Annotated in this window: 41 protein-coding genes and 1 pseudogene; 26 read left to right on the top strand and 16 right to left on the bottom strand. The window is 63.7% G+C overall.

Going from position 1 to position 19,646, the window contains the following annotated elements; genetic code table 11:
• Nucleotides 1-27: 27 nt before the first annotated feature.
• Nucleotides 28-96: pseudogene (locus BLU62_RS34675) on the bottom strand (WhiB family transcriptional regulator); the annotation flags it as partial.
• Between the two features lie 175 nt (nt 97-271).
• Here BLU62_RS34675 and BLU62_RS01295 point away from each other — a divergent pair.
• From BLU62_RS01295 to BLU62_RS34665, 12 genes are all read left to right on the top strand, one after another.
• Nucleotides 272-1,102 (top strand): hypothetical protein, encoded by an 831-nt coding sequence (locus BLU62_RS01295; RefSeq protein ID WP_074848069.1) that lies wholly within the window; start codon nt 272-274, stop codon nt 1,100-1,102.
• Nucleotides 1,099-1,446 carry a hypothetical protein gene (locus BLU62_RS32150; protein ID WP_074847827.1) on the top strand — a complete coding sequence of 116 codons (348 nt, stop codon included), beginning with the start codon at nt 1,099-1,101 and terminating at the stop codon, nt 1,444-1,446. The genes BLU62_RS01295 and BLU62_RS32150 overlap by 4 nt, the downstream gene beginning before the upstream one ends.
• Before the next feature lie 21 nt (nt 1,447-1,467).
• A complete protein-coding gene (locus BLU62_RS34670) occupies nt 1,468-1,650 on the top strand; it encodes a zinc finger domain-containing protein (RefSeq protein WP_425284524.1) in 183 nt (60 codons plus the stop codon).
• Nucleotides 1,601-1,903 carry a hypothetical protein gene (locus BLU62_RS01285; RefSeq protein ID WP_074847809.1) on the top strand — a complete coding sequence of 101 codons (303 nt, stop codon included), beginning with the start codon at nt 1,601-1,603 and terminating at the stop codon, nt 1,901-1,903. The genes BLU62_RS34670 and BLU62_RS01285 overlap by 50 nt, the downstream gene beginning before the upstream one ends.
• Entirely contained in the window at nt 1,900-2,259 is a 360-nt protein-coding gene (locus tag BLU62_RS01280) for a YegP family protein (protein ID WP_074847811.1), read from the top strand. Before BLU62_RS01285 ends, BLU62_RS01280 begins: the two co-directional genes overlap by 4 nt.
• Nucleotides 2,259-2,477 carry a hypothetical protein gene (locus BLU62_RS01275; RefSeq protein WP_074847813.1) on the top strand — a complete coding sequence of 73 codons (219 nt, stop codon included), beginning with the start codon at nt 2,259-2,261 and terminating at the stop codon, nt 2,475-2,477. Before BLU62_RS01280 ends, BLU62_RS01275 begins: the two co-directional genes overlap by 1 nt.
• A complete protein-coding gene (locus BLU62_RS01270) occupies nt 2,474-2,944 on the top strand; it encodes a hypothetical protein (RefSeq protein ID WP_139179931.1) in 471 nt (156 codons plus the stop codon). The genes BLU62_RS01275 and BLU62_RS01270 overlap by 4 nt, the downstream gene beginning before the upstream one ends.
• Before the next feature lie 328 nt (nt 2,945-3,272).
• Nucleotides 3,273-3,542 (top strand): hypothetical protein, encoded by a 270-nt coding sequence (locus tag BLU62_RS01260; RefSeq protein ID WP_074847819.1) that lies wholly within the window; start codon nt 3,273-3,275, stop codon nt 3,540-3,542.
• Nucleotides 3,539-3,733 carry a hypothetical protein gene (locus tag BLU62_RS01255; protein ID WP_074847821.1) on the top strand — a complete coding sequence of 65 codons (195 nt, stop codon included), beginning with the start codon at nt 3,539-3,541 and terminating at the stop codon, nt 3,731-3,733. The genes BLU62_RS01260 and BLU62_RS01255 overlap by 4 nt, the downstream gene beginning before the upstream one ends.
• Nucleotides 3,726-4,451, top strand: a complete 726-nt coding sequence (locus BLU62_RS01250; RefSeq protein WP_074848050.1) for a hypothetical protein — start codon at nt 3,726-3,728, stop codon at nt 4,449-4,451. Before BLU62_RS01255 ends, BLU62_RS01250 begins: the two co-directional genes overlap by 8 nt.
• A complete protein-coding gene (locus BLU62_RS32145; RefSeq protein WP_074848052.1) occupies nt 4,448-4,855 on the top strand; it encodes a hypothetical protein in 408 nt (135 codons plus the stop codon). The genes BLU62_RS01250 and BLU62_RS32145 overlap by 4 nt, the downstream gene beginning before the upstream one ends.
• A complete protein-coding gene (locus tag BLU62_RS34665) occupies nt 4,852-5,298 on the top strand; it encodes a helix-turn-helix domain-containing protein (RefSeq protein ID WP_074848065.1) in 447 nt (148 codons plus the stop codon). Before BLU62_RS32145 ends, BLU62_RS34665 begins: the two co-directional genes overlap by 4 nt.
• A gap of 248 nt (nt 5,299-5,546) precedes the next feature.
• Here the strand turns inward: BLU62_RS34665 and BLU62_RS01235 are convergent, their stop codons facing one another.
• A complete protein-coding gene (locus BLU62_RS01235) occupies nt 5,547-5,969 on the bottom strand; it encodes a hypothetical protein (protein WP_074848063.1) in 423 nt (140 codons plus the stop codon).
• A gap of 79 nt (nt 5,970-6,048) precedes the next feature.
• On the opposite strand from BLU62_RS01235, the gene BLU62_RS01230 reads away from it, so the two are divergent.
• The 5 genes from BLU62_RS01230 to BLU62_RS32715 all read left to right on the top strand — a co-directional run bounded on the left by BLU62_RS01230 (nt 6,049) and on the right by BLU62_RS32715 (nt 8,490).
• Nucleotides 6,049-6,342, top strand: coding sequence for a hypothetical protein (locus BLU62_RS01230; RefSeq protein WP_074848039.1), 294 nt, complete (start codon nt 6,049-6,051; stop codon nt 6,340-6,342).
• A complete protein-coding gene (locus BLU62_RS01225) occupies nt 6,339-6,542 on the top strand; it encodes a hypothetical protein (RefSeq protein WP_074848037.1) in 204 nt (67 codons plus the stop codon). The genes BLU62_RS01230 and BLU62_RS01225 overlap by 4 nt, the downstream gene beginning before the upstream one ends.
• Nucleotides 6,543-7,412: a hypothetical protein gene (locus BLU62_RS01220; RefSeq protein WP_074848061.1), complete on the top strand. Its 870-nt coding sequence runs from the start codon at nt 6,543-6,545 to the stop codon at nt 7,410-7,412. It abuts the gene before it with no gap.
• The gene (locus BLU62_RS01215; protein WP_074848055.1) at nt 7,409-7,795 is read left to right on the top strand and encodes a hypothetical protein; all 387 of its coding nucleotides are present in this window, start codon (nt 7,409-7,411) and stop codon (nt 7,793-7,795) included. The genes BLU62_RS01220 and BLU62_RS01215 overlap by 4 nt, the downstream gene beginning before the upstream one ends.
• A gap of 476 nt (nt 7,796-8,271) precedes the next feature.
• On the top strand, nt 8,272-8,490 hold the full coding sequence (locus BLU62_RS32715; protein ID WP_159441509.1) for a hypothetical protein: 219 nt from the start codon (nt 8,272-8,274) through the stop codon (nt 8,488-8,490).
• Nucleotides 8,491-8,494: 4 nt separating this feature from the next.
• Here BLU62_RS32715 and BLU62_RS01205 read toward each other — a convergent pair whose 3' ends face one another.
• The 14 genes from BLU62_RS01205 to BLU62_RS01140 all read right to left on the bottom strand — a co-directional run bounded on the left by BLU62_RS01205 (nt 8,495) and on the right by BLU62_RS01140 (nt 14,757).
• Nucleotides 8,495-8,818, bottom strand: a complete 324-nt coding sequence (locus tag BLU62_RS01205) for a hypothetical protein (protein ID WP_074848059.1) — start codon at nt 8,816-8,818, stop codon at nt 8,495-8,497.
• Nucleotides 8,815-9,036 carry a hypothetical protein gene (locus tag BLU62_RS32140; protein ID WP_139179930.1) on the bottom strand — a complete coding sequence of 74 codons (222 nt, stop codon included), beginning with the start codon at nt 9,034-9,036 and terminating at the stop codon, nt 8,815-8,817. The genes BLU62_RS01205 and BLU62_RS32140 overlap by 4 nt, the downstream gene beginning before the upstream one ends.
• A 106-nt stretch (nt 9,037-9,142) precedes the next feature.
• Nucleotides 9,143-9,364: a RusA family crossover junction endodeoxyribonuclease gene (locus BLU62_RS33360; RefSeq protein ID WP_244278017.1), complete on the bottom strand. Its 222-nt coding sequence runs from the start codon at nt 9,362-9,364 to the stop codon at nt 9,143-9,145.
• 149 nt (nt 9,365-9,513) lie between these two features.
• Nucleotides 9,514-9,900: a hypothetical protein gene (locus tag BLU62_RS01195; protein ID WP_074848055.1), complete on the bottom strand. Its 387-nt coding sequence runs from the start codon at nt 9,898-9,900 to the stop codon at nt 9,514-9,516.
• Nucleotides 9,897-10,283, bottom strand: coding sequence for a hypothetical protein (locus BLU62_RS01190; protein WP_074848053.1), 387 nt, complete (start codon nt 10,281-10,283; stop codon nt 9,897-9,899). The genes BLU62_RS01195 and BLU62_RS01190 overlap by 4 nt, the downstream gene beginning before the upstream one ends.
• 482 nt (nt 10,284-10,765) lie before the next feature.
• Complete coding sequence (locus BLU62_RS01185) at nt 10,766-10,969, bottom strand: hypothetical protein (RefSeq protein WP_074848037.1); 204 nt, start codon at nt 10,967-10,969, stop codon at nt 10,766-10,768.
• A complete protein-coding gene (locus BLU62_RS01180; protein WP_074848039.1) occupies nt 10,966-11,259 on the bottom strand; it encodes a hypothetical protein in 294 nt (97 codons plus the stop codon). Before BLU62_RS01180 ends, BLU62_RS01185 begins: the two co-directional genes overlap by 4 nt.
• Nucleotides 11,259-12,014, bottom strand: coding sequence for an RING finger protein (locus tag BLU62_RS01175; protein ID WP_139179928.1), 756 nt, complete (start codon nt 12,012-12,014; stop codon nt 11,259-11,261). Before BLU62_RS01175 ends, BLU62_RS01180 begins: the two co-directional genes overlap by 1 nt.
• 196 nt (nt 12,015-12,210) lie before the next feature.
• Entirely contained in the window at nt 12,211-12,459 is a 249-nt protein-coding gene (locus BLU62_RS01170) for a helix-turn-helix domain-containing protein (protein WP_074848042.1), read from the bottom strand.
• Complete coding sequence (locus tag BLU62_RS01165) at nt 12,456-12,863, bottom strand: hypothetical protein (protein WP_074848052.1); 408 nt, start codon at nt 12,861-12,863, stop codon at nt 12,456-12,458. Before BLU62_RS01165 ends, BLU62_RS01170 begins: the two co-directional genes overlap by 4 nt.
• Nucleotides 12,860-13,585 (bottom strand): hypothetical protein, encoded by a 726-nt coding sequence (locus BLU62_RS01160; RefSeq protein WP_074848050.1) that lies wholly within the window; start codon nt 13,583-13,585, stop codon nt 12,860-12,862. The genes BLU62_RS01165 and BLU62_RS01160 overlap by 4 nt, the downstream gene beginning before the upstream one ends.
• Nucleotides 13,578-13,772 (bottom strand): hypothetical protein, encoded by a 195-nt coding sequence (locus tag BLU62_RS01155; protein ID WP_074847821.1) that lies wholly within the window; start codon nt 13,770-13,772, stop codon nt 13,578-13,580. Before BLU62_RS01155 ends, BLU62_RS01160 begins: the two co-directional genes overlap by 8 nt.
• Nucleotides 13,769-14,038, bottom strand: coding sequence for a hypothetical protein (locus tag BLU62_RS01150; RefSeq protein ID WP_074847819.1), 270 nt, complete (start codon nt 14,036-14,038; stop codon nt 13,769-13,771). The genes BLU62_RS01155 and BLU62_RS01150 overlap by 4 nt, the downstream gene beginning before the upstream one ends.
• Nucleotides 14,039-14,403: 365 nt before the next feature.
• On the bottom strand, nt 14,404-14,757 hold the full coding sequence (locus tag BLU62_RS01140) for a hypothetical protein (RefSeq protein ID WP_074847815.1): 354 nt from the start codon (nt 14,755-14,757) through the stop codon (nt 14,404-14,406).
• 164 nt (nt 14,758-14,921) lie between these two features.
• Here BLU62_RS01140 and BLU62_RS01135 point away from each other — a divergent pair, with 164 nt between their 5' ends.
• From BLU62_RS01135 to BLU62_RS01095, 9 genes are all read left to right on the top strand, one after another.
• Nucleotides 14,922-15,269 carry a hypothetical protein gene (locus BLU62_RS01135; protein WP_074848048.1) on the top strand — a complete coding sequence of 116 codons (348 nt, stop codon included), beginning with the start codon at nt 14,922-14,924 and terminating at the stop codon, nt 15,267-15,269.
• Between the two features lie 285 nt (nt 15,270-15,554).
• Complete coding sequence (locus BLU62_RS32710) at nt 15,555-15,728, top strand: hypothetical protein (protein WP_159441496.1); 174 nt, start codon at nt 15,555-15,557, stop codon at nt 15,726-15,728.
• Nucleotides 15,729-16,173: 445 nt separating this feature from the next.
• A complete protein-coding gene (locus BLU62_RS01125; protein WP_139179929.1) occupies nt 16,174-16,836 on the top strand; it encodes a hypothetical protein in 663 nt (220 codons plus the stop codon).
• Entirely contained in the window at nt 16,833-17,240 is a 408-nt protein-coding gene (locus tag BLU62_RS32135; RefSeq protein ID WP_074848052.1) for a hypothetical protein, read from the top strand. Before BLU62_RS01125 ends, BLU62_RS32135 begins: the two co-directional genes overlap by 4 nt.
• On the top strand, nt 17,237-17,485 hold the full coding sequence (locus BLU62_RS01115; RefSeq protein ID WP_074848042.1) for a helix-turn-helix domain-containing protein: 249 nt from the start codon (nt 17,237-17,239) through the stop codon (nt 17,483-17,485). Before BLU62_RS32135 ends, BLU62_RS01115 begins: the two co-directional genes overlap by 4 nt.
• 195 nt (nt 17,486-17,680) lie before the next feature.
• Nucleotides 17,681-18,436, top strand: coding sequence for an RING finger protein (locus BLU62_RS01110; RefSeq protein ID WP_139179928.1), 756 nt, complete (start codon nt 17,681-17,683; stop codon nt 18,434-18,436).
• Nucleotides 18,436-18,729, top strand: a complete 294-nt coding sequence (locus BLU62_RS01105; RefSeq protein ID WP_074848039.1) for a hypothetical protein — start codon at nt 18,436-18,438, stop codon at nt 18,727-18,729. The genes BLU62_RS01110 and BLU62_RS01105 overlap by 1 nt, the downstream gene beginning before the upstream one ends.
• Nucleotides 18,726-18,929: a hypothetical protein gene (locus BLU62_RS01100; RefSeq protein ID WP_074848037.1), complete on the top strand. Its 204-nt coding sequence runs from the start codon at nt 18,726-18,728 to the stop codon at nt 18,927-18,929. Before BLU62_RS01105 ends, BLU62_RS01100 begins: the two co-directional genes overlap by 4 nt.
• A 485-nt stretch (nt 18,930-19,414) precedes the next feature.
• Nucleotides 19,415-19,646: hypothetical protein (locus BLU62_RS01095; protein ID WP_139179927.1), on the top strand; the 232-nt coding region annotated here is incomplete at its 3' end.

Here is a 19,646-nt window from a genome sequence, read left to right as displayed (position 1 = left end):
CCGCCCCTGCTTCCACATGGCCTGACGTTCACGCGGAGTCGTACCCCCAACCACACCGTGCGGTTCACGGTTGTCCAACGCCCACTGCAAACACACCTCCGGCGGTCACAGCCGGCGCAGATCCGTTCCGTCGCGTTGCGCACCGCGGTGGGGGGGAAGGAACGCGTCGCGGGTGTGAGGGGGGGGGGGGCGTGGACAACCGTGAACCGCACGGTGTGGTTGGGGGTACGACTCCGCGTGAACGTCAGGCCATGTGGAAGCAGGGGGCGGCATGACCTGCCAATGCGGGAAGCCCGTCAAAGCGCGCGGCATGTGCGAAATGCACTACGCCCAACACCACCGCCGGCAACGCGCCTACGGACGTTGGACTCCCGACCTGGTCGACGCCCAGCCTGTACGCGAGCACATCCTCAAGCTGCGTGACGCAGGAGTGGGGAACAAACGGCTCGAAGAGGAGTTCGGCGTCCCGCACAGCACCATCCAGCATCTGCTGTACGGGCAACGCGGATACGGTCCGAGCAAACAGGTCCGCCAAGCTACCGCCGACCGCATCCTCCAAATCCCTGTTCCGCGTACCGGTGTCGAGTTTGTGCGACAGGACCGCGTCCCCGCCCTGGGCACAACCCGCCGATTGCAGGCGTTGGTGGCGAACGGGTATTCGCAGACGGATCTGATCAGCCGTCTGGGTTGGCCGGAGAATGGCAGCACTTCGGAGTTGTTCCTCGGACAGTCCCGCAACATTGCGGTTCGTCGAGCACGGGATGTGACGTCCTTGTTCGCGCAGTTGCAGATGGTTCCCGGAACTGATCGGAAGGCGCGGCATCGGGCGAAGGCGAAAGGTTGGTTGCCTCCGTTGGCGTGGGATGAGGACCGTATCGATGACCCCACCTATGAGCCGGAAGTGGTGGACAAACCCCGCACTGCCGAAGACCTGTTCTCCGACTTCGAGTATCTGCTGTCGATGGGTGTTGGGGCGGAGGAGGCATCGCGTCGGGTGGGGATGCTGCCGGCGTCGATGAAGCGCCGGTATGAGCGGCATGGGCGGCGTTGTCCGGCAGCGTTGACGTCGGTGGCGTGGCAGCAGAGGAAGACGGCGTCATGACGGGCTTCTCTGCGGATGTGAAGGCTGCTGCTGCGGTGCGGGCGATGGGTCGCTGCGAAGTCCAAACCGACTGGTGTACCGGCACAGGGCAGGACTATCACCACCGAGCTAACCGCGGCATGGGCGGATCGAAAGACCCACAGATCAACGCCCTGTCGAATTGTCTGCTGGTGTGCCGCGGCTGCCATGACTTCATCGGCCGCAATCCGGCGCAGGCGTACGCGAAGGGCTGGTTGGTGTCGAAGTTCCGGCAGCCGTCCAGCGATGTGGCTGTCCTGCTGTCGGGCCGGTGGGCGTTGCTCGATGATGCCGGCGGGGTCGAGGTGTGCGATGCGGTGGGCTGAGGTTCCGGAGTCCTACCTCCTGTGGGGGCGATCGAGAGGCCGTGCCCTGAGTGCGCGGCCAGGCCGGGGGAGCTTTGCGTACTCCGTTCCCCCGCAACAGGTGCAGAGAAGACACGACACATCCCTGCGTGGGGAGAACCAAAGGAGACAACGAATGAGCAACAACAAGAAGGCTTTCGACGGCGAGGCGTTCAAGGCGGTTGAGGTGGTCAAGGTGCAGGCTGTCGGCGGAGGCTCGGGTGGCAATGGCGGCTACGTCGTGCAGCCCTTGGCGTCGGCGAGAACTGCTGTGCGTGTGGTGGTGACGAGAACCCGGAAGGGTTACCAGTGGGCGCAGATCGCCCGCAACGGCAGCGCCGGCGCCATCTCCCCGAAAACGTATGACACGAAGTCGAATGCGGTGCGCGCTGCCAAGCGTCAGGCCGCTCTGGTGGGTGGGGTGGTGGAGGTCCAGTGATCGTCTACGAGAACATCCCGGAGAAGGTGTCTGAGTATCGCGGCACCATCGAGGTGTACGAGGACGAGATCTTGCAGGTCGACCTCGATGCCAAGAGCGTGGTCGCCAGACATCCCGAGTGGCGTTGGCGGTGTAAGTCCCGCAACGGTCAGATCCTCGCTCAGGGGGAAGGCTATCGGCGTAGGTCGGGGGCTCTCAACGCCATCGACACCCAGTACGCGGCGCGGTTGAAGGTTGGTGGCATCAACTACGACGTGGTCCCGCGTGGGCAAGAACGGCAGATGCTCGTCTGCCCGTGGCGTGTGGTGATCCTCGACCGCCACGGAGACATCGACAAGATCGGAGCACTCTACTGATGAGCGAGGACAACCCCGTATCCCGCAACCTGCCGGGAAACCCTTTCACCGATAACTACGCGGCCATGACGGCTGAGCAGTCCGCATGGTTCGCCATCGCCTACGAGATTCGCACACTCACCATCGCCCTCACGGAGCAGACATACAACCTGAACGGCAGTCCTCTCTGTGACGAACTGCGAGATCGGCTGGGCCTGAACGGCGGCGGTGTGTCATGACTCGCATCCTTGGTGTGTCCGCTGTACCGGGTTTCTTCCCACCCGGACCTGTTGATTGGTCGAACGGGCAGACGTTGGTGCCGGCCGAAGACCTGGAGCAGGCGCAGGCACGCATCGCCGAACTCGAAGTGGCGCTGAGAAGGAAGCGGCTCATCTTCGACCAGGTATGCAACGACCGTGCCGCCCTCAATGCTGACGTCAATCGCTTATCCGCTGACCGTCTCGAATCTGAGGCCACCGCAGACGATGTGGTGGAGAAGGCCGAACAGTTCACAGCCGAGCAAGTACGCGACGCCATCATCGAGGTGTTGGACCAGAACGCGGTGTCGCTGTGGCTGCCCTACGGGGACACACCTCACGGCACCGTCCATCCCGAAGATGTCGGCCATGTCGCCCGATGGGTAGTTGCAAAGCTGCGGGGGAGTCATGACCGATCCCGCCGTAGACGCAGCACAGAGGGCGTGTGAACCGCATGGCGTCTCGCACTTCGTCGGCCCGGGAAGGTACGCCCTGCGTGGTGCCCGTGAAGCCCTCGCACCACTCCGGGAACTGCATCGGCTCGACGGCTGCCCCGAACGCGACGACTGTACCGATCCCGAACACCTGACGCTGTGCTCGGGCTGCTACCAGGAATGGCCCTGCCGCACCGCACCCCTCATCTATTCCTCTGACGAGTTGGGAGATACCCCATGACACCCACACCCGCCGAGATCGCGGCGGCACACCAGTCGTACGAGTGGGCAGGTGGCGTGTGCTGCACCTGCGGCCCCGACTACTACATCAACGACGCCGAGCATGGTGCCCACGTCATCGCTGCTCTGTCTGAGCACTACCACTGCCCACGTCATCGCTGCTCTGTCTGAGCACTACCACCTACTACCCAAGGCGGAACCGGGCGGCGAAGACGACGACCGCGCCGAGTGGCTGGACGGGGAAGTGATGGCCGCCCGAGGCAAGCGGGTGGTGCGGCTCTACTTCGAGGACCCTCGCAATACGCCTGAGGATGCCCGCGAACTCGCATCCGCCCTGGCGTCTGCTGCTGATGTTGCGGAGGAGCCGAGATGAGCGACGCAGACGAAAAGGCGGTCGCTGAGGCGCTATACGCGGTCGAGAGCGTGCACCACTTCCACGGCACTGAATGCCTCTGCGGCTTCAACTCTCACCGGGCGCGCGAACGCACCGCCCACATCACACGCCTGGCCCTAGGGGAGCTGTTGGGCCACGACTTCGTCAGAAAGGCGGCATTCGATGTCTGACATCGGTTTCGGTCCTGTTGGTGATCCCCCGATCATCCACGGCGGCAACAGCTATGTGACCCGTGATGGGTATGGGCGTCCGACGTATCTGGTGGACCGGCGACTCCTGGAGAAGGCGGAGGCACGCATCGCCGAACTCGAAGACCAGCTGCGTCCTATGTCGCCACTGAGACAGCAAGCCGACACCTACCTGCGGATACTGCGCCACCCTGAAATCTACCGCCACCTACGCGCGGGAGCGGGGTCGTGGTCCGACCAGATCGACGCGCGTATCACCACTGTCGCTGCTGATCGGGATCACTGGCGGGCGGAAGCAGAGAAAGCCCGCGACCTCCCCGCACCGGACGCCGGCAACCCCGAGCACCTGAGATTCGCGGCGAACATCCTGATCGACCGGGCACTCAAGTTGGGAGTCAAATTCCGTGCTGAAGCGGCTCTCGGCCCGTTCAACGCCGACGAACTCCGCAATGCTGCCCGTCGTCTCGAATCTGAGGCCACCGCAGACGATGTGGTGGAGAGGATCGCCCGCGAGCTGTACCGACGCCTATACCCCGGCCCAATCGGCACCCACGACTCAGCGCGCACCCGAGAAAGTGACGCCGCCGAAATGGATATGGCCTATCGGAAGTGGGATGAAGGCCGCGAAGGGTTTGCGCCGGGGCGGCAGTGTCGCGAGATTGCCGCCCATATCGCTGGGCTTCTGCGGGGTGACCGATGAGCGCCGCAGAGGAAGCAAGGAAGCTGCTCGAAGGCATCACACCCGGGCCGTGGGAAGCAGAACCCTGGGATGGCACCACACGCGAGTCTGTCGGCGTCTTCGCCGGGAGCGTATGGGGTCCGCGAGTTGCAGGGCTGATCACGTCCTCCGCCGACGCCGAGTTCATTGCCGCTACACCCGAGTTGGTGCCCGCTCTGCTCGCCGAACTCGACCAGGCGAAGGCGGACCTCGATGCTGCCGCATACCGGCACGGACAACTACAGTCCCGCATCGCCAACCGAGACGCCACCATCCAACGGGTACGGGAGCTAATCGCCGAGTGGTCGTGGACGGAACACCACCACGACGAACCGGTCTATGAGATATGGAAGCCGCTCGCCCGCATCGTCGGGGGTGAGTCGTGAGCGACATTCCGGAGTGGCGTGCAGGATCGCTCGCCGACAACCTCGCCGTCGCACTGAGGACCCGACTTGCCGAGACCGGAGTCTCGCAGGGCGATCTCGCGCGTCGCGCCGGCGTCAGCGAAAAGCACCTGTCGCAGGTCATCAACGGACGCGCCGGTGCCTCGGTAGCAACCTGGGACCGACTCTTTGTCGCGCTGAATACAGCGAATGACGCTCGCCAAGACACCGTCGGGGTGAGTTGTGACCTGCCGCTGCAACCCCCTCGAAGCCGTCATCGACTGGCTACTACCCCGACTCCGGATACTCCCACCCCTGCTACCCGAAGGCGCGAATCCTGCTGTGGCACAACGGGAAAACCCCACCATCGGGGTAGAATGAGGGGTGGCCAGGGTGCTGTGAACACCCCGGCCACTGACCGAACTGCGAAGGAGTTCAGCCAATGACAGATTACATCTCCACCTACCTGAGTAGACCACGATGGAGGCACAACCGCCTCCAAGCCATGGGCGTCCAGTGGACCTACCGCGCACCAGAGGTGGGTGAACTTGTAATCCGGGATGCAACCCAAACACACCCCGGCACCCTCCGCCGAATCGTCAGCGTCCGCGAAGACACACGTGACGGCCGCACCGTATGGGTAGTTGAGCACACAGCGACCGACGCAGAACCAACCACCGGCACCGACCGGAAGTCAGTCGGATTCTGGAAGGACGTCGGCTGGCCGAGGATTGCCGAGCACTACCCCATCTGCGGCACCTGCCGCGATCTGATGCCCTGCCAGCATGTGGTCATCGACACCATCGCTGAACACAGCGGCAAGACCTTCGAGCGGTATGGCACTCCCGGCGTCTGCCCGTCCTGCCAAGAGCCCGTAACCAGGCGGCAGCGCGTAATCACATTCGAACGCAACCTGTATGGCCTCGGGACGGTGACCTTCCACCTTCGTGAGAAGTGCCGCCACGCCGCCTTCGAGTACGACCGAGAGGTACATCGAGACGACGGCGAGTTCGAGCTGACCTGCCCCGGATCTGCTCGCCGCGGTCTCGATGAGAACGGTCTGCCTGTCACCTATTGCACTGAGCCTGATTGTCGCGGCGCTGACCGGAAGCACCACGGCTACGGGTTTTGGACGGCGGGGTATCTGCCACACCCTGACGGCTACCACCGTTCTCCCGAAGGCGGGGTGTGGCCTGATGTCTGTTCCTTCTCTGGAATCCCTACTAGCCGAGTACATCGCAACCCAGGCACCGGTCTCCGTGGAGCAGGCAATGCCTCAGGCCGAGGACATGGCGAAGCTGATCCGGGCGCACGGCCTAGACCGCACCTCCGGACTGAACGCCGCCGCCGACGTGGTGCACGCCGAAGCCCGCTACCAGTGGGAAATGGACGCCCGCCATGCAGTGTGCGCACAGGTTGTCGCCCAGCGGATGGGTGTGGTTGAACGCACGATCCGGTCGTTCGCTGATGGGGCGGAGGACCAACAGTGAGCCTCGAAGGATCGTTCTGGACCCACAAAAAGACCGGCATCCCCTACGAGGTGGTTGCTGACTCCGACGCCAGCGGCCTCGGCAACCGCGGTATCCGTATGCGCAACTGCCACACCGGCCGCGAACACTGGGCCACTCCCGAAGGGTTGGGTCGCAAGTACCGGCATGACTACACCCCACCACGAGGGGAGGTGCGGTAGGTGCCACGAATTAGAACGATCAAACCCGACTTCTGGGACTCGGCTGACACCGCCGGCGCAGACCTGCGCACCCGCCTGCTGTTCATCGCAATGTGGAACTGGGCCGACGACTACGGCATCGGAGATGCCACTCCGGTTCGGGTCATCGGGTTCGCCTTTCCTAACGATGAAATACCGGTGTCGGATTATCCGCGACTTCTCTCGGACGTTTCGGACCACTTCGGCGTCGTGTACTTCCGGCACGAAGGACGCCCCTTCTACGCCATCCCGTCGTGGTCCAAGCATCAGCGGACCGAGAAAAGAGCTAAGCCACGCGAAGGGCTGGTCGAAGCAGCCGAGCGGGCCGTCGCGAACTCCAAAGGTGCAGGTCAAGGCGTAGATGCGGAATCTCCGAGCGACAGTGACGGAATCTCCGACGAAAGTGTCGGACGTTTCGGCGCCGGAAGTAGGAAAGGGAACGGGGGAAAGGGAACGGGGGAAGAGTGTGTGCCCCTCCCGGACGAACCGCCGATCGACGACTACGTGCCCAGCGAGATCGAAACGAGCACACGCACAACCCCCGCCAAAGGCTCATCGACAGAACTGACCTTCATCCGCACTCACGTCGGCCAAAGATTCCCCGCCAAAGTCGAACAAGCACTCGTCAACGAGATCCGCAAACTCCGCCACTACGACCGCCCCGTCATCGAGGAAGCACTTCGAAGATGGGCCAACCGTGACGGACACCCCGGACTCCTCCCGCACCTCGTCTCCGACGTCCTGAAGAACAACGGCAGAACCGCCGAACCCACCAAGACCGACATCTGGGAAACCAGCGTCATCCAACCCGCCCAAGCCGCAGCCACCGAAGCACAGAGGAAACTCTCATGAACCGAATCGACCTCACACCGCAGAACGTGGCAGACGCCGGCCAAGTACTCAAGCACACCGCGTTTGTCCACCGCCGCACCGCGATCCGCCCGAAGTCCGAGAAGGAAGCCCAGGAGATCGCGATCGTGTGGGCTCGCATGTTCGCCCGCTACAAACTCGACCTACCTGAGCTACTGGAGGCTGTGGAGCGCCGCGCCATCAAACATCAAGACGCCCCGGAGCCGGGTGAGATCGTGCAGTGGGCGCGAGAGGTTCGCCAGGAGTGGTCATCTCGGGCGCAGGCCGATCCGGAACAGCGCGCTCTGCATGAGGCGAAGATCGACCGGAAGATCGCGAACTTCGCGGGCAACTTCGGTATCCAGATCGACGGGCGGCCAGCATGAGCGTCATTGTCGAGTTGCCCTACGCACGTCCACCCCTCACTGAGAATCAGCGCATGCATTGGCGGAAGAAGGCGGCTGTGGTGGCCTCTGTGCGTCAAGCGGTGTACGTCCTAGCCCGGAATGCGCGCGTGCCGCAAAACTGCGCCCACGTGGACGTCAGCCTCCACTACACGCCACGTGATGTTCGCCGCCGCGACGCCGACAACCTTGTCCCCACATTGAAAGCCGCCTGCGACGGATTGGTGGACGCCGGCCTGGTTGCTGATGACACACCGGATCTGATGACCAAGCAGATGCCGACCATCCATCCCGCCGAGAAGGGGAGCGGGGCCGGTTGTGGCTCGAACTACACATCGAGGAGGCGCAGTGACCGACCAGCTTGCTCTCTCCCTCACCCCACCCGCCTGGTGCTTCGTGTGCCAACGCGACTGTCCTCCACCCGTCTCGTGTGGACCCGAATGCCAAGAGGAGGAGTCGTGAGCCGCCCCGTGCAGTCGATGGTGAATGTGGATGCCCGCAACTACCCGGCCCACACTGCGGCGGTGCGGTCCCGGTTGGCCGGCACCAACCACGCAGGCCAAATCGCAGCCGAATGCCCCTGCGGCAGCACCTTCGATGTCGGCTACGAACGCTTCCACACCCCCGCATTCCAAGCCCACCCTACTGCCACCCTGCACGATCAAGGAGACCCATGAGCCGCTACGAGTACCGCGTCGTTCCCGTGACGGCCTGAACGGGTTGCAGCTGTGGGAGCTTCAACGCCGCCTTATCTGCTGGCGTACGGAAGCCGATACCACCGGACTGATGAATGCCCGCTGCCCGCGCGACCCACCCCCCCCCCGCCGCCATCACCCCTTCCCACGCAATCGGACATTCATCAGTGCCGGTGTAGTCCCGGAACACCATCCACTCATTCCAGGTGTATCGGCTTCCGTCACGCCAGATAAGGCGGCGTTGAAGCTCCCACAGCTGCAACCCGTTCAGGCCGTCACGGGGAACGACGCGGTACTCGTAGCGGCTCATGGGGTCTCCTTGATCGTGCAGGGGTGGCAGTAGGGGTGGGCTTGGAATGCGGGGGTGTGGAAGCGTTCGTAGCCGACATCGAAGGTGCTGCCGCAGGGGCATTCGGCTGCGATTTGGCCTGCGTGGTTGGTGCCGGCCAACCGGGACCGCACCGCCGCAGTGTGGGCCGGGTAGTTGCGGGCATCCACATTCACCATCGACTGCACGGGGCGGCTCACGACTCCTCCTCTTGGCATTCGGGTCCACACGAGACGGGTGGAGGACAGTCGCGTTGGCACACGAAGCACCAGGCGGGTGGGGTGAGGGAGAGAGCAAGCTGGTCGGTCACTGCGCCTCCTCGATGTGTAGTTCGAGCCACAACCGGCCCCGCTCCCCCTTCTCGGCGGGATGGATGGTCGGCATCTGCTTGGTCATCAGATCCGGTGTGTCATCAGCAACCAGGCCGGCGTCCACCAATCCGTCGCAGGCGGCTTTCAATGTGGGGACAAGGTTGTCGGCGTCGCGGCGGCGAACATCACGTGGCGTGTAGTGGAGGCTGACGTCCACGTGGGCGCAGTTTTGCGGCACGCGCGCATTCCGGGCTAGGACGTACACCGCTTGACGCACAGAGGCCACCACAGCCGCCTTCTTCCGCCAATGCATGCGCTGATTCTCAGTGAGGGGTGGACGTGCGTAGGGCAACTCGACAATGACGCTCATGCTGGCCGCCCGTCGATCTGGATACCGAAGTTGCCCGCGAAGTTCGCGATCTTCCGGTCGATCTTCGCCTCATGCAGAGCGCGCTGTTCCGGATCGGCCTGCGCCCGAGATGACCACTCCTGGCGAACCTCTCGCGCCCACTGCACGATCTCACCCGGCTCCGGGGCGTCTTGATGTTTGATGGCGCGGCGCTCCACAGCCTCCAGTAGCTCAGGTAGGTCGAGTTTGTAGCGGGCGAACATGCGAGCCCACACGATCGCGATCTCCTGGGCTTCCTTCTCGGACTTCGGGCGGATCGCGGTGCGGCGGTGGACAAACGCGGTGTGCTTGAGTACTTGGCCGGCGTCTGCCACGTTCTGCGGTGTGAGGTCGATTCGGTTCATGAGAGTTTCCTCTGTGCTTCGGTGGCTGCGGCTTGGGCGGGTTGGATGACGCTGGTTTCCCAGATGTCGGTCTTGGTGGGTTCGGCGGTTCTGCCGTTGTTCTTCAGGACGTCGGAGACGAGGTGCGGGAGGAGTCCGGGGTGTCCGTCACGGTTGGCCCATCTTCGAAGTGCTTCCTCGATGACGGGGCGGTCGTAGTGGCGGAGTTTGCGGATCTCGTTGACGAGTGCTTGTTCGACTTTGGCGGGGAATCTTTGGCCGACGTGAGTGCGGATGAAGGTCAGTTCTGTCGATGAGCCTTTGGCGGGGTTGTGCGTGTGCTCGTTTCGATCTCGCTGGGCACGTAGTCGTCGATCGGCGGTTCGTCCGGGAGGGGCACACACTCTTCCCCCGTTCCCTTTCCCCCGTTCCCTTTCCTACTTCCGGCGCCGAAACGTCCGACACTTTCGTCGGAGATTCCGTCACTGTCGCTCGGAGATTCCGCATCTACGCCTTGACCTGCACCTTTGGAGTTCGCGACGGCCCGCTCGGCTGCTTCGACCAGCCCTTCGCGTGGCTTAGCTCTTTTCTCGGTCCGCTGATGCTTGGACCACGACGGGATGGCGTAGAAGGGGCGTCCTTCGTGCCGGAAGTACACGACGCCGAAGTGGTCCGAAACGTCCGAGAGAAGTCGCGGATAATCCGACACCGGTATTTCATCGTTAGGAAAGGCGAACCCGATGACCCGAACCGGAGTGGCATCTCCGATGCCGTAGTCGTCGGCCCAGTTCCACATTGCGATGAACAGCAGGCGGGTGCGCAGGTCTGCGCCGGCGGTGTCAGCCGAGTCCCAGAAGTCGGGTTTGATCGTTCTAATTCGTGGCACCTACCGCACCTCCCCTCGTGGTGGGGTGTAGTCATGCCGGTACTTGCGACCCAACCCTTCGGGAGTGGCCCAGTGTTCGCGGCCGGTGTGGCAGTTGCGCATACGGATACCGCGGTTGCCGAGGCCGCTGGCGTCGGAGTCAGCAACCACCTCGTAGGGGATGCCGGTCTTTTTGTGGGTCCAGAACGATCCTTCGAGGCTCACTGTTGGTCCTCCGCCCCATCAGCGAACGACCGGATCGTGCGTTCAACCACACCCATCCGCTGGGCGACAACCTGTGCGCACACTGCATGGCGGGCGTCCATTTCCCACTGGTAGCGGGCTTCGGCGTGCACCACGTCGGCGGCGGCGTTCAGTCCGGAGGTGCGGTCTAGGCCGTGCGCCCGGATCAGCTTCGCCATGTCCTCGGCCTGAGGCATTGCCTGCTCCACGGAGACCGGTGCCTGGGTTGCGATGTACTCGGCTAGTAGGGATTCCAGAGAAGGAACAGACATCAGGCCACACCCCCGCCTTCGGGAGAACGGTGGTAGCCGTCAGGGTGTGGCAGATACCCCGCCGTCCAAAACCCGTAGCCGTGGTGCTTCCGGTCAGCGCCGCGACAATCAGGCTCAGTGCAATAGGTGACAGGCAGACCGTTCTCATCGAGACCGCGGCGAGCAGATCCGGGGCAGGTCAGCTCGAACTCGCCGTCGTCTCGATGTACCTCTCGGTCGTACTCGAAGGCGGCGTGGCGGCACTTCTCACGAAGGTGGAAGGTCACCGTCCCGAGGCCATACAGGTTGCGTTCGAATGTGATTACGCGCTGCCGCCTGGTTACGGGCTCTTGGCAGGACGGGCAGACGCCGGGAGTGCCATACCGCTCGAAGGTCTTGCCGCTGTGTTCAGCGATGGTGTCGATGACCACATGCTGGCAGGGCATCAGATCGCGGCAGGTGCCGCAGATGGGGTAGTGCTCGGCAATCCTCGGCCAGCCGACGTCCTTCCAGAATCCGACTGACTTCCGGTCGGTGCCGGTGGTTGGTTCTGCGTCGGTCGCTGTGTGCTCAACTACCCATACGGTGCGGCCGTCACGTGTGTCTTCGCGGACGCTGACGATTCGGCGGAGGGTGCCGGGGTGTGTTTGGGTTGCATCCCGGATTACAAGTTCACCCACCTCTGGTGCGCGGTAGGTCCACTGGACGCCCATGGCTTGGAGGCGGTTGTGCCTCCATCGTGGTCTACTCAGGTAGGTGGAGATGTAATCTGTCATTGGCTGAACTCCTTCGCAGTTCGGTCAGTGGCCGGGGTGTTCACAGCACCCTGGCCACCCCTCATTCTACCCCCGATGGTGGGGTTTTCCCGTTGTGCCACAGCAGGATTCGCGCCTTCGGGTAGCAGGGGTGGGAGTATCCGGAGTCGGGGTAGTAGCCAGTCGATGACGGCTTCGAGGGGGTTGCAGCGGCAGGTCACAACTCACCCCCGACGGTGTCTTGGCGAGCGTCATTCGCTGTATTCAGCGCGACAAAGAGTCGGTCCCAGGTTGCTACCGAGGCACCGGCGCGTCCGTTGATGACCTGCGACAGGTGCTTTTCGCTGACGCCGGCGCGACGCGCGAGATCGCCCTGCGAGACTCCGGTCTCGGCAAGTCGGGTCCTCAGTGCGACGGCGAGGTTGTCGGCGAGCGATCCTGCACGCCACTCCGGAATGTCGCTCACGACTCACCCCCGACGATGCGGGCGAGCGGCTTCCATATCTCATAGACCGGTTCGTCGTGGTGGTGTTCCGTCCACGACCACTCGGCGATTAGCTCCCGTACCCGTTGGATGGTGGCGTCTCGGTTGGCGATGCGGGACTGTAGTTGTCCGTGCCGGTATGCGGCAGCATCGAGGTCCGCCTTCGCCTGGTCGAGTTCGGCGAGCAGAGCGGGCACCAACTCGGGTGTAGCGGCAATGAACTCGGCGTCGGCGGAGGACGTGATCAGCCCTGCAACTCGCGGACCCCATACGCTCCCGGCGAAGACGCCGACAGACTCGCGTGTGGTGCCATCCCAGGGTTCTGCTTCCCACGGCCCGGGTGTGATGCCTTCGAGCAGCTTCCTTGCTTCCTCTGCGGCGCTCATCGGTCACCCCGCAGAAGCCCAGCGATATGGGCGGCAATCTCGCGACACTGCCGCCCCGGCGCAAACCCTTCGCGGCCTTCATCCCACTTCCGATAGGCCATATCCATTTCGGCGGCGTCACTTTCTCGGGTGCGCGCTGAGTCGTGGGTGCCGATTGGGCCGGGGTATAGGCGTCGGTACAGCTCGCGGGCGATCCTCTCCACCACATCGTCTGCGGTGGCCTCAGATTCGAGACGACGGGCAGCATTGCGGAGTTCGTCGGCGTTGAACGGGCCGAGAGCCGCTTCAGCACGGAATTTGACTCCCAACTTGAGTGCCCGGTCGATCAGGATGTTCGCCGCGAATCTCAGGTGCTCGGGGTTGCCGGCGTCCGGTGCGGGGAGGTCGCGGGCTTTCTCTGCTTCCGCCCGCCAGTGATCCCGATCAGCAGCGACAGTGGTGATACGCGCGTCGATCTGGTCGGACCACGACCCCGCTCCCGCGCGTAGGTGGCGGTAGATTTCAGGGTGGCGCAGTATCCGCAGGTAGGTGTCGGCTTGCTGTCTCAGTGGCGACATAGGACGCAGCTGGTCTTCGAGTTCGGCGATGCGTGCCTCCGCCTTCTCCAGGAGTCGCCGGTCCACCAGATACGTCGGACGCCCATACCCATCACGGGTCACATAGCTGTTGCCGCCGTGGATGATCGGGGGATCACCAACAGGACCGAAACCGATGTCAGACATCGAATGCCGCCTTTCTGACGAAGTCGTGGCCCAACAGCTCCCCTAGGGCCAGGCGTGTGATGTGGGCGGTGCGTTCGCGCGCCCGGTGAGAGTTGAAGCCGCAGAGGCATTCAGTGCCGTGGAAGTGGTGCACGCTCTCGACCGCGTATAGCGCCTCAGCGACCGCCTTTTCGTCTGCGTCGCTCATCTCGGCTCCTCCGCAACATCAGCAGCAGACGCCAGGGCGGATGCGAGTTCGCGGGCATCCTCAGGCGTATTGCGAGGGTCCTCGAAGTAGAGCCGCACCACCCGCTTGCCTCGGGCGGCCATCACTTCCCCGTCCAGCCACTCGGCGCGGTCGTCGTCTTCGCCGCCCGGTTCCGCCTTGGGTAGTAGGTGGTAGTGCTCAGACAGAGCAGCGATGACGTGGGCAGTGGTAGTGCTCAGACAGAGCAGCGATGACGTGGGCACCATGCTCGGCGTCGTTGATGTAGTAGTCGGGGCCGCAGGTGCAGCACACGCCACCTGCCCACTCGTACGACTGGTGTGCCGCCGCGATCTCGGCGGGTGTGGGTGTCATGGGGTATCTCCCAACTCGTCAGAGGAATAGATGAGGGGTGCGGTGCGGCAGGGCCATTCCTGGTAGCAGCCCGAGCACAGCGTCAGGTGTTCGGGATCGGTACAGTCGTCGCGTTCGGGGCAGCCGTCGAGCCGATGCAGTTCCCGGAGTGGTGCGAGGGCTTCACGGGCACCACGCAGGGCGTACCTTCCCGGGCCGACGAAGTGCGAGACGCCATGCGGTTCACACGCCCTCTGTGCTGCGTCTACGGCGGGATCGGTCATGACTCCCCCCGCAGCTTTGCAACTACCCATCGGGCGACATGGCCGACATCTTCGGGATGGACGGTGCCGTGAGGTGTGTCCCCGTAGGGCAGCCACAGCGACACCGCGTTCTGGTCCAACACCTCGATGATGGCGTCGCGTACTTGCTCGGCTGTGAACTGTTCGGCCTTCTCCACCACATCGTCTGCGGTGGCCTCAGATTCGAGACGGTCAGCGGATAAGCGATTGACGTCAGCATTGAGGGCGGCACGGTCGTTGCATACCTGGTCGAAGATGAGCCGCTTCCTTCTCAGCGCCACTTCGAGTTCGGCGATGCGTGCCTGCGCCTGCTCCAGGTCTTCGGCCGGCACCAACGTCTGCCCGTTCGACCCACACCCCCCCCCACCACAGCGCCCCCGCCCCCCAGCCACTCGCGTCTCCGGAGACTGCGCAGTGGCTGCCCGGCGGCGGTGTGTCATGACTCGCATCCTTGGTGTGCCGCTGTACCGGGTTTCTTCCCACCCGGACCTGTTGATTGGTCGAACGGGCAGACGTTGGTGCGGCCGAAGACCTGGAGCAGGCGCAGGCACGCATCGCCGAACTCGAAGTGGCGCTGAGAAGGAAGCGGCTCATCTTCGACCAGGTATGCAACGACCGTGCCGCCCTCAATGCTGACGTCAATCGCTTATCCGCTGACCGTCTCGAATCTGAGGCCACCGCAGACGATGTGGTGGAGAAGGCCGAACAGTTCACAGCCGAGCAAGTACGCGACGCCATCATCGAGGTGTTGGACCAGAACGCGGTGTCGCTGTGGCTGCCCTACGGGACACACCTCACGGCACCGTCCATCCCGAAGATGTCGGCCATGTCGCCCGATGGGTAGTTGCAAAGCTGCGGGGGGAGTCATGACCGATCCCGCCGTAGACGCAGCACAGAGGGCGTGTGAACCGCATGGCGTCTCGCACTTCGTCGGCCCGGGAAGGTACGCCCTGCGTGGTGCCCGTGAAGCCCTCGCACCACTCCGGGAACTGCATCGGCTCGACGGCTGCCCCGAACGCGACGACTGTACCGATCCCGAACACCTGACGCTGTGCTCGGGCTGCTACCAGGAATGGCCCTGCCGCACCGCACCCCTCATCTATTCCTCTGACGAGTTGGGAGATACCCCATGACACCCACACCCGCCGAGATCGCGGCGGCACACCAGTCGTACGAGTGGGCAGGTGGCGTGTGCTGCACCTGCGGCCCCGACTACTACATCAACGACGCCGAGCATGGTGCCCACGTCATCGCTGCTCTGTCTGAGCACTACCACTGCCCACGTCATCGCTGCTCTGTCTGAGCACTACCACCTACTACCCAAGGCGGAACCGGCGGCGAAGACGACGACCGCGCCGAGTGGCTGGACGGGGAAGTGATGGCCGCCCGAGGCAAGCGGGTGGTGCGGCTCTACTTCGAGGACCCTCGCAATACGCCTGAGGATGCCCGCGAACTCGCATCCGCCCTGGCGTCTGCTGCTGATGTTGCGGAGGAGCCGAGATGAGCGACGCAGACGAAAAGGCGGTCGCTGAGGCGCTATACGCGGTCGAGAGCGTGCACCACTTCCACGGCACTGAATGCCTCTGCGGCTTCAACTCTCACCGGGCGCGCGAACGCACCGCCCACATCACACGCCTGGCCCTAGGGAGCTGTTGGGCCACGACTTCGTCAGAAAGGCGGCATTCGATGTCTGACATCGGTTTCGGTCCTGTTGGTGATCCCCGATCATCCACGGCGGCAACAGCTATGTGACCCGTGATGGGTATGGGCGTCCGACGTATCTGGTGGACCGGCGACTCCTGGAGAAGGCGGAGGCACGCATCGCCGAACTCGAAGACCAGCTGCGTCCTATGTCGCCACTGAGACAGCAAGCCGACACCTACCTGCGGATACTGCGCCACCCTGAAATCTACCGCCACCTACGCGCGGGAGCGGGGTCGTGGTCCGACCAGATCGACGCGCGTATCACCACTGTCGCTGCTGATCGGGATCACTGGCGGGCGGAAGCAGAGAAAGCCCGCGACCTCCCCGCACCGGACGCCGGCAACCCCGAGCACCTGAGATTCGCGGCGAACATCCTGATCGACCGGGCACTCAAGTTGGGAGTCAAATTCCGTGCTGAAGCGGCTCTCGGCCCGTTCAACGCCGACGAACTCCGCAATGCTGCCCGTCGTCTCGAATCTGAGGCCACCGCAGACGATGTGGTGGAGAGGATCGCCCGCGAGCTGTACCGACGCCTATACCCCGGCCCAATCGGCACCCACGACTCAGCGCGCACCCGAGAAAGTGACGCCGCCGAAATGGATATGGCCTATCGGAAGTGGGATGAAGGCCGCGAAGGGTTTGCGCCGGGGCGGCAGTGTCGCGAGATTGCCGCCCATATCGCTGGGCTTCTGCGGGGTGACCGATGAGCGCCGCAGAGGAAGCAAGGAAGCTGCTCGAAGGCATCACACCCGGGCCGTGGGAAGCAGAACCCTGGGATGGCACCACACGCGAGTCTGTCGGCGTCTTCGCCGGGAGCGTATGGGGTCCGCGAGTTGCAGGGCTGATCACGTCCTCCGCCGACGCCGAGTTCATTGCCGCTACACCCGAGTTGGTGCCCGCTCTGCTCGCCGAACTCGACCAGGCGAAGGCGGACCTCGATGCTGCCGCATACCGGCACGGACAACTACAGTCCCGCATCGCCAACCGAGACGCCACCATCCAACGGGTACGGGAGCTAATCGCCGAGTGGTCGTGGACGGAACACCACCACGACGAACCGGTCTATGAGATATGGAAGCCGCTCGCCCGCATCGTCGGGGGTGAGTCGTGAGCGACATTCCGGAGTGGCGTGCAGGATCGCTCGCCGACAACCTCGCCGTCGCACTGAGGACCCGACTTGCCGAGACCGGAGTCTCGCAGGGCGATCTCGCGCGTCGCGCCGGCGTCAGCGAAAAGCACCTGTCGCAGGTCATCAACGGACGCGCCGGTGCCTCGGTAGCAACCTGGGACCGACTCTTTGTCGCGCTGAATACAGCGAATGACGCTCGCCAAGACACCGTCGGGGGTGAGTTGTGACCTGCCGCTGCAACCCCCTCGAAGCCGTCATCGACTGGCTACTACCCCGACTCCGGATACTCCCACCCCTGCTACCCGAAGGCGCGAATCCTGCTGTGGCACAACGGGAAAACCCCACCATCGGGGTAGAATGAGGGGTGGCCAGGGTGCTGTGAACACCCCGGCCACTGACCGAACTGCGAAGGAGTTCAGCCAATGACAGATTACATCTCCACCTACCTGAGTAGACCACGATGGAGGCACAACCGCCTCCAAGCCATGGGCGTCCAGTGGACCTACCGCGCACCAGAGGTGGGTGAACTTGTAATCCGGGATGCAACCCAAACACACCCCGGCACCCTCCGCCGAATCGTCAGCGTCCGCGAAGACACACGTGACGGCCGCACCGTATGGGTAGTTGAGCACACAGCGACCGACGCAGAACCAACCACCGGCACCGACCGGAAGTCAGTCGGATTCTGGAAGGACGTCGGCTGGCCGAGGATTGCCGAGCACTACCCCATCTGCGGCACCTGCCGCGATCTGATGCCCTGCCAGCATGTGGTCATCGACACCATCGCTGAACACAGCGGCAAGACCTTCGAGCGGTATGGCACTCCCGGCGTCTGCCCGTCCTGCCAAGAGCCCGTAACCAGGCGGCAGCGCGTAATCACATTCGAACGCAACCTGTATGGCCTCGGGACGGTGACCTTCCACCTTCGTGAGAAGTGCCGCCACGCCGCCTTCGAGTACGACCGAGAGGTACATCGAGACGACGGCGAGTTCGAGCTGACCTGCCCCGGATCTGCTCGCCGCGGTCTCGATGAGAACGGTCTGCCTGTCACCTATTGCACTGAGCCTGATTGTCGCGGCGCTGACCGGAAGCACCACGGCTACGGGTTTTGGACGGCGGGGTATCTGCCACACCCTGACGGCTACCACCGTTCTCCCGAAGGCGGGGGTGTGGCCTGATGTCTGTTCCTTCTCTGGAATCCCTACTAGCCGAGTACATCGCAACCCAGGCACCGGTCTCCGTGGAGCAGGCAATGCCTCAGGCCGAGGACATGGCGAAGCTGATCCGGGCGCACGGCCTAGACCGCACCTCCGGACTGAACGCCGCCGCCGACGTGGTGCACGCCGAAGCCCGCTACCAGTGGGAAATGGACGCCCGCCATGCAGTGTGCGCACAGGTTGTCGCCCAGCGGATGGGTGTGGTTGAACGCACGATCCGGTCGTTCGCTGATGGGGCGGAGGACCAACAGTGAGCCTCGAAGGATCGTTCTGGACCCACAAAAAGACCGGCATCCCCTACGAGGTGGTTGCTGACTCCGACGCCAGCGGCCTCGGCAACCGCGGTATCCGTATGCGCAACTGCCACACCGGCCGCGAACACTGGGCCACTCCCGAAGGGTTGGGTCGCAAGTACCGGCATGACTACACCCCACCACGAGGGGAGGTGCGGTAGGTGCCACGAATTAGAACGATCAAACCCGACTTCTGGGACTCGGCTGACACCGCCGGCGCAGACCTGCGCACCCGCCTGCTGTTCATCGCAATGTGGAACTGGGCCGACGACTACGGCATCGGAGATGCCACTCCGGTTCGGGTCATCGGGTTCGCCTTTCCTAACGATGAAATACCGGTGTCGGATTATCCGCGACTTCTCTCGGACGTTTCGGACCACTTCGGCGTCGTGTACTTCCGGCACGAAGGACGCCCCTTCTACGCCATCCCGTCGTGGTCCAAGCATCAGCGGACCGAGAAAAGAGCTAAGCCACGCGAAGGGCTGGTCGAAGCAGCCGAGCGGGCCGTCGCGAACTCCAAAGGTGCAGGTCAAGGCGTAGATGCGGAATCTCCGAGCGACAGTGACGGAATCTCCGACGAAAGTGTCGGACGTTTCGGCGCCGGAAGTAGGAAAGGGAACGGGGAAAGGGAACGGGGGAAGAGTGTGTGCCCCTCCCGGACGAACCGCCGATCGACGACTACGTGCCCAGCGAGATCGAAACGAGCACACGCACAACCCCCGCCAAAGGCTCATCGACAGAACTGACCTTCATCCGCACTCACGTCGGCCAAAGATTCCCCGCCAAAGTCGAACAAGCACTCGTCAACGAGATCCGCAAACTCCGCCACTACGACCGCCCCGTCATCGAGGAAGCACTTCGAAGATGGGCCAACCGTG

The organism is Gordonia westfalica (assembly GCF_900105725.1).
GTDB lineage: Bacteria > Actinomycetota > Actinomycetes > Mycobacteriales > Mycobacteriaceae > Gordonia > Gordonia westfalica.
This window is presented reverse-complemented; position numbering and strand designations above follow the sequence as displayed.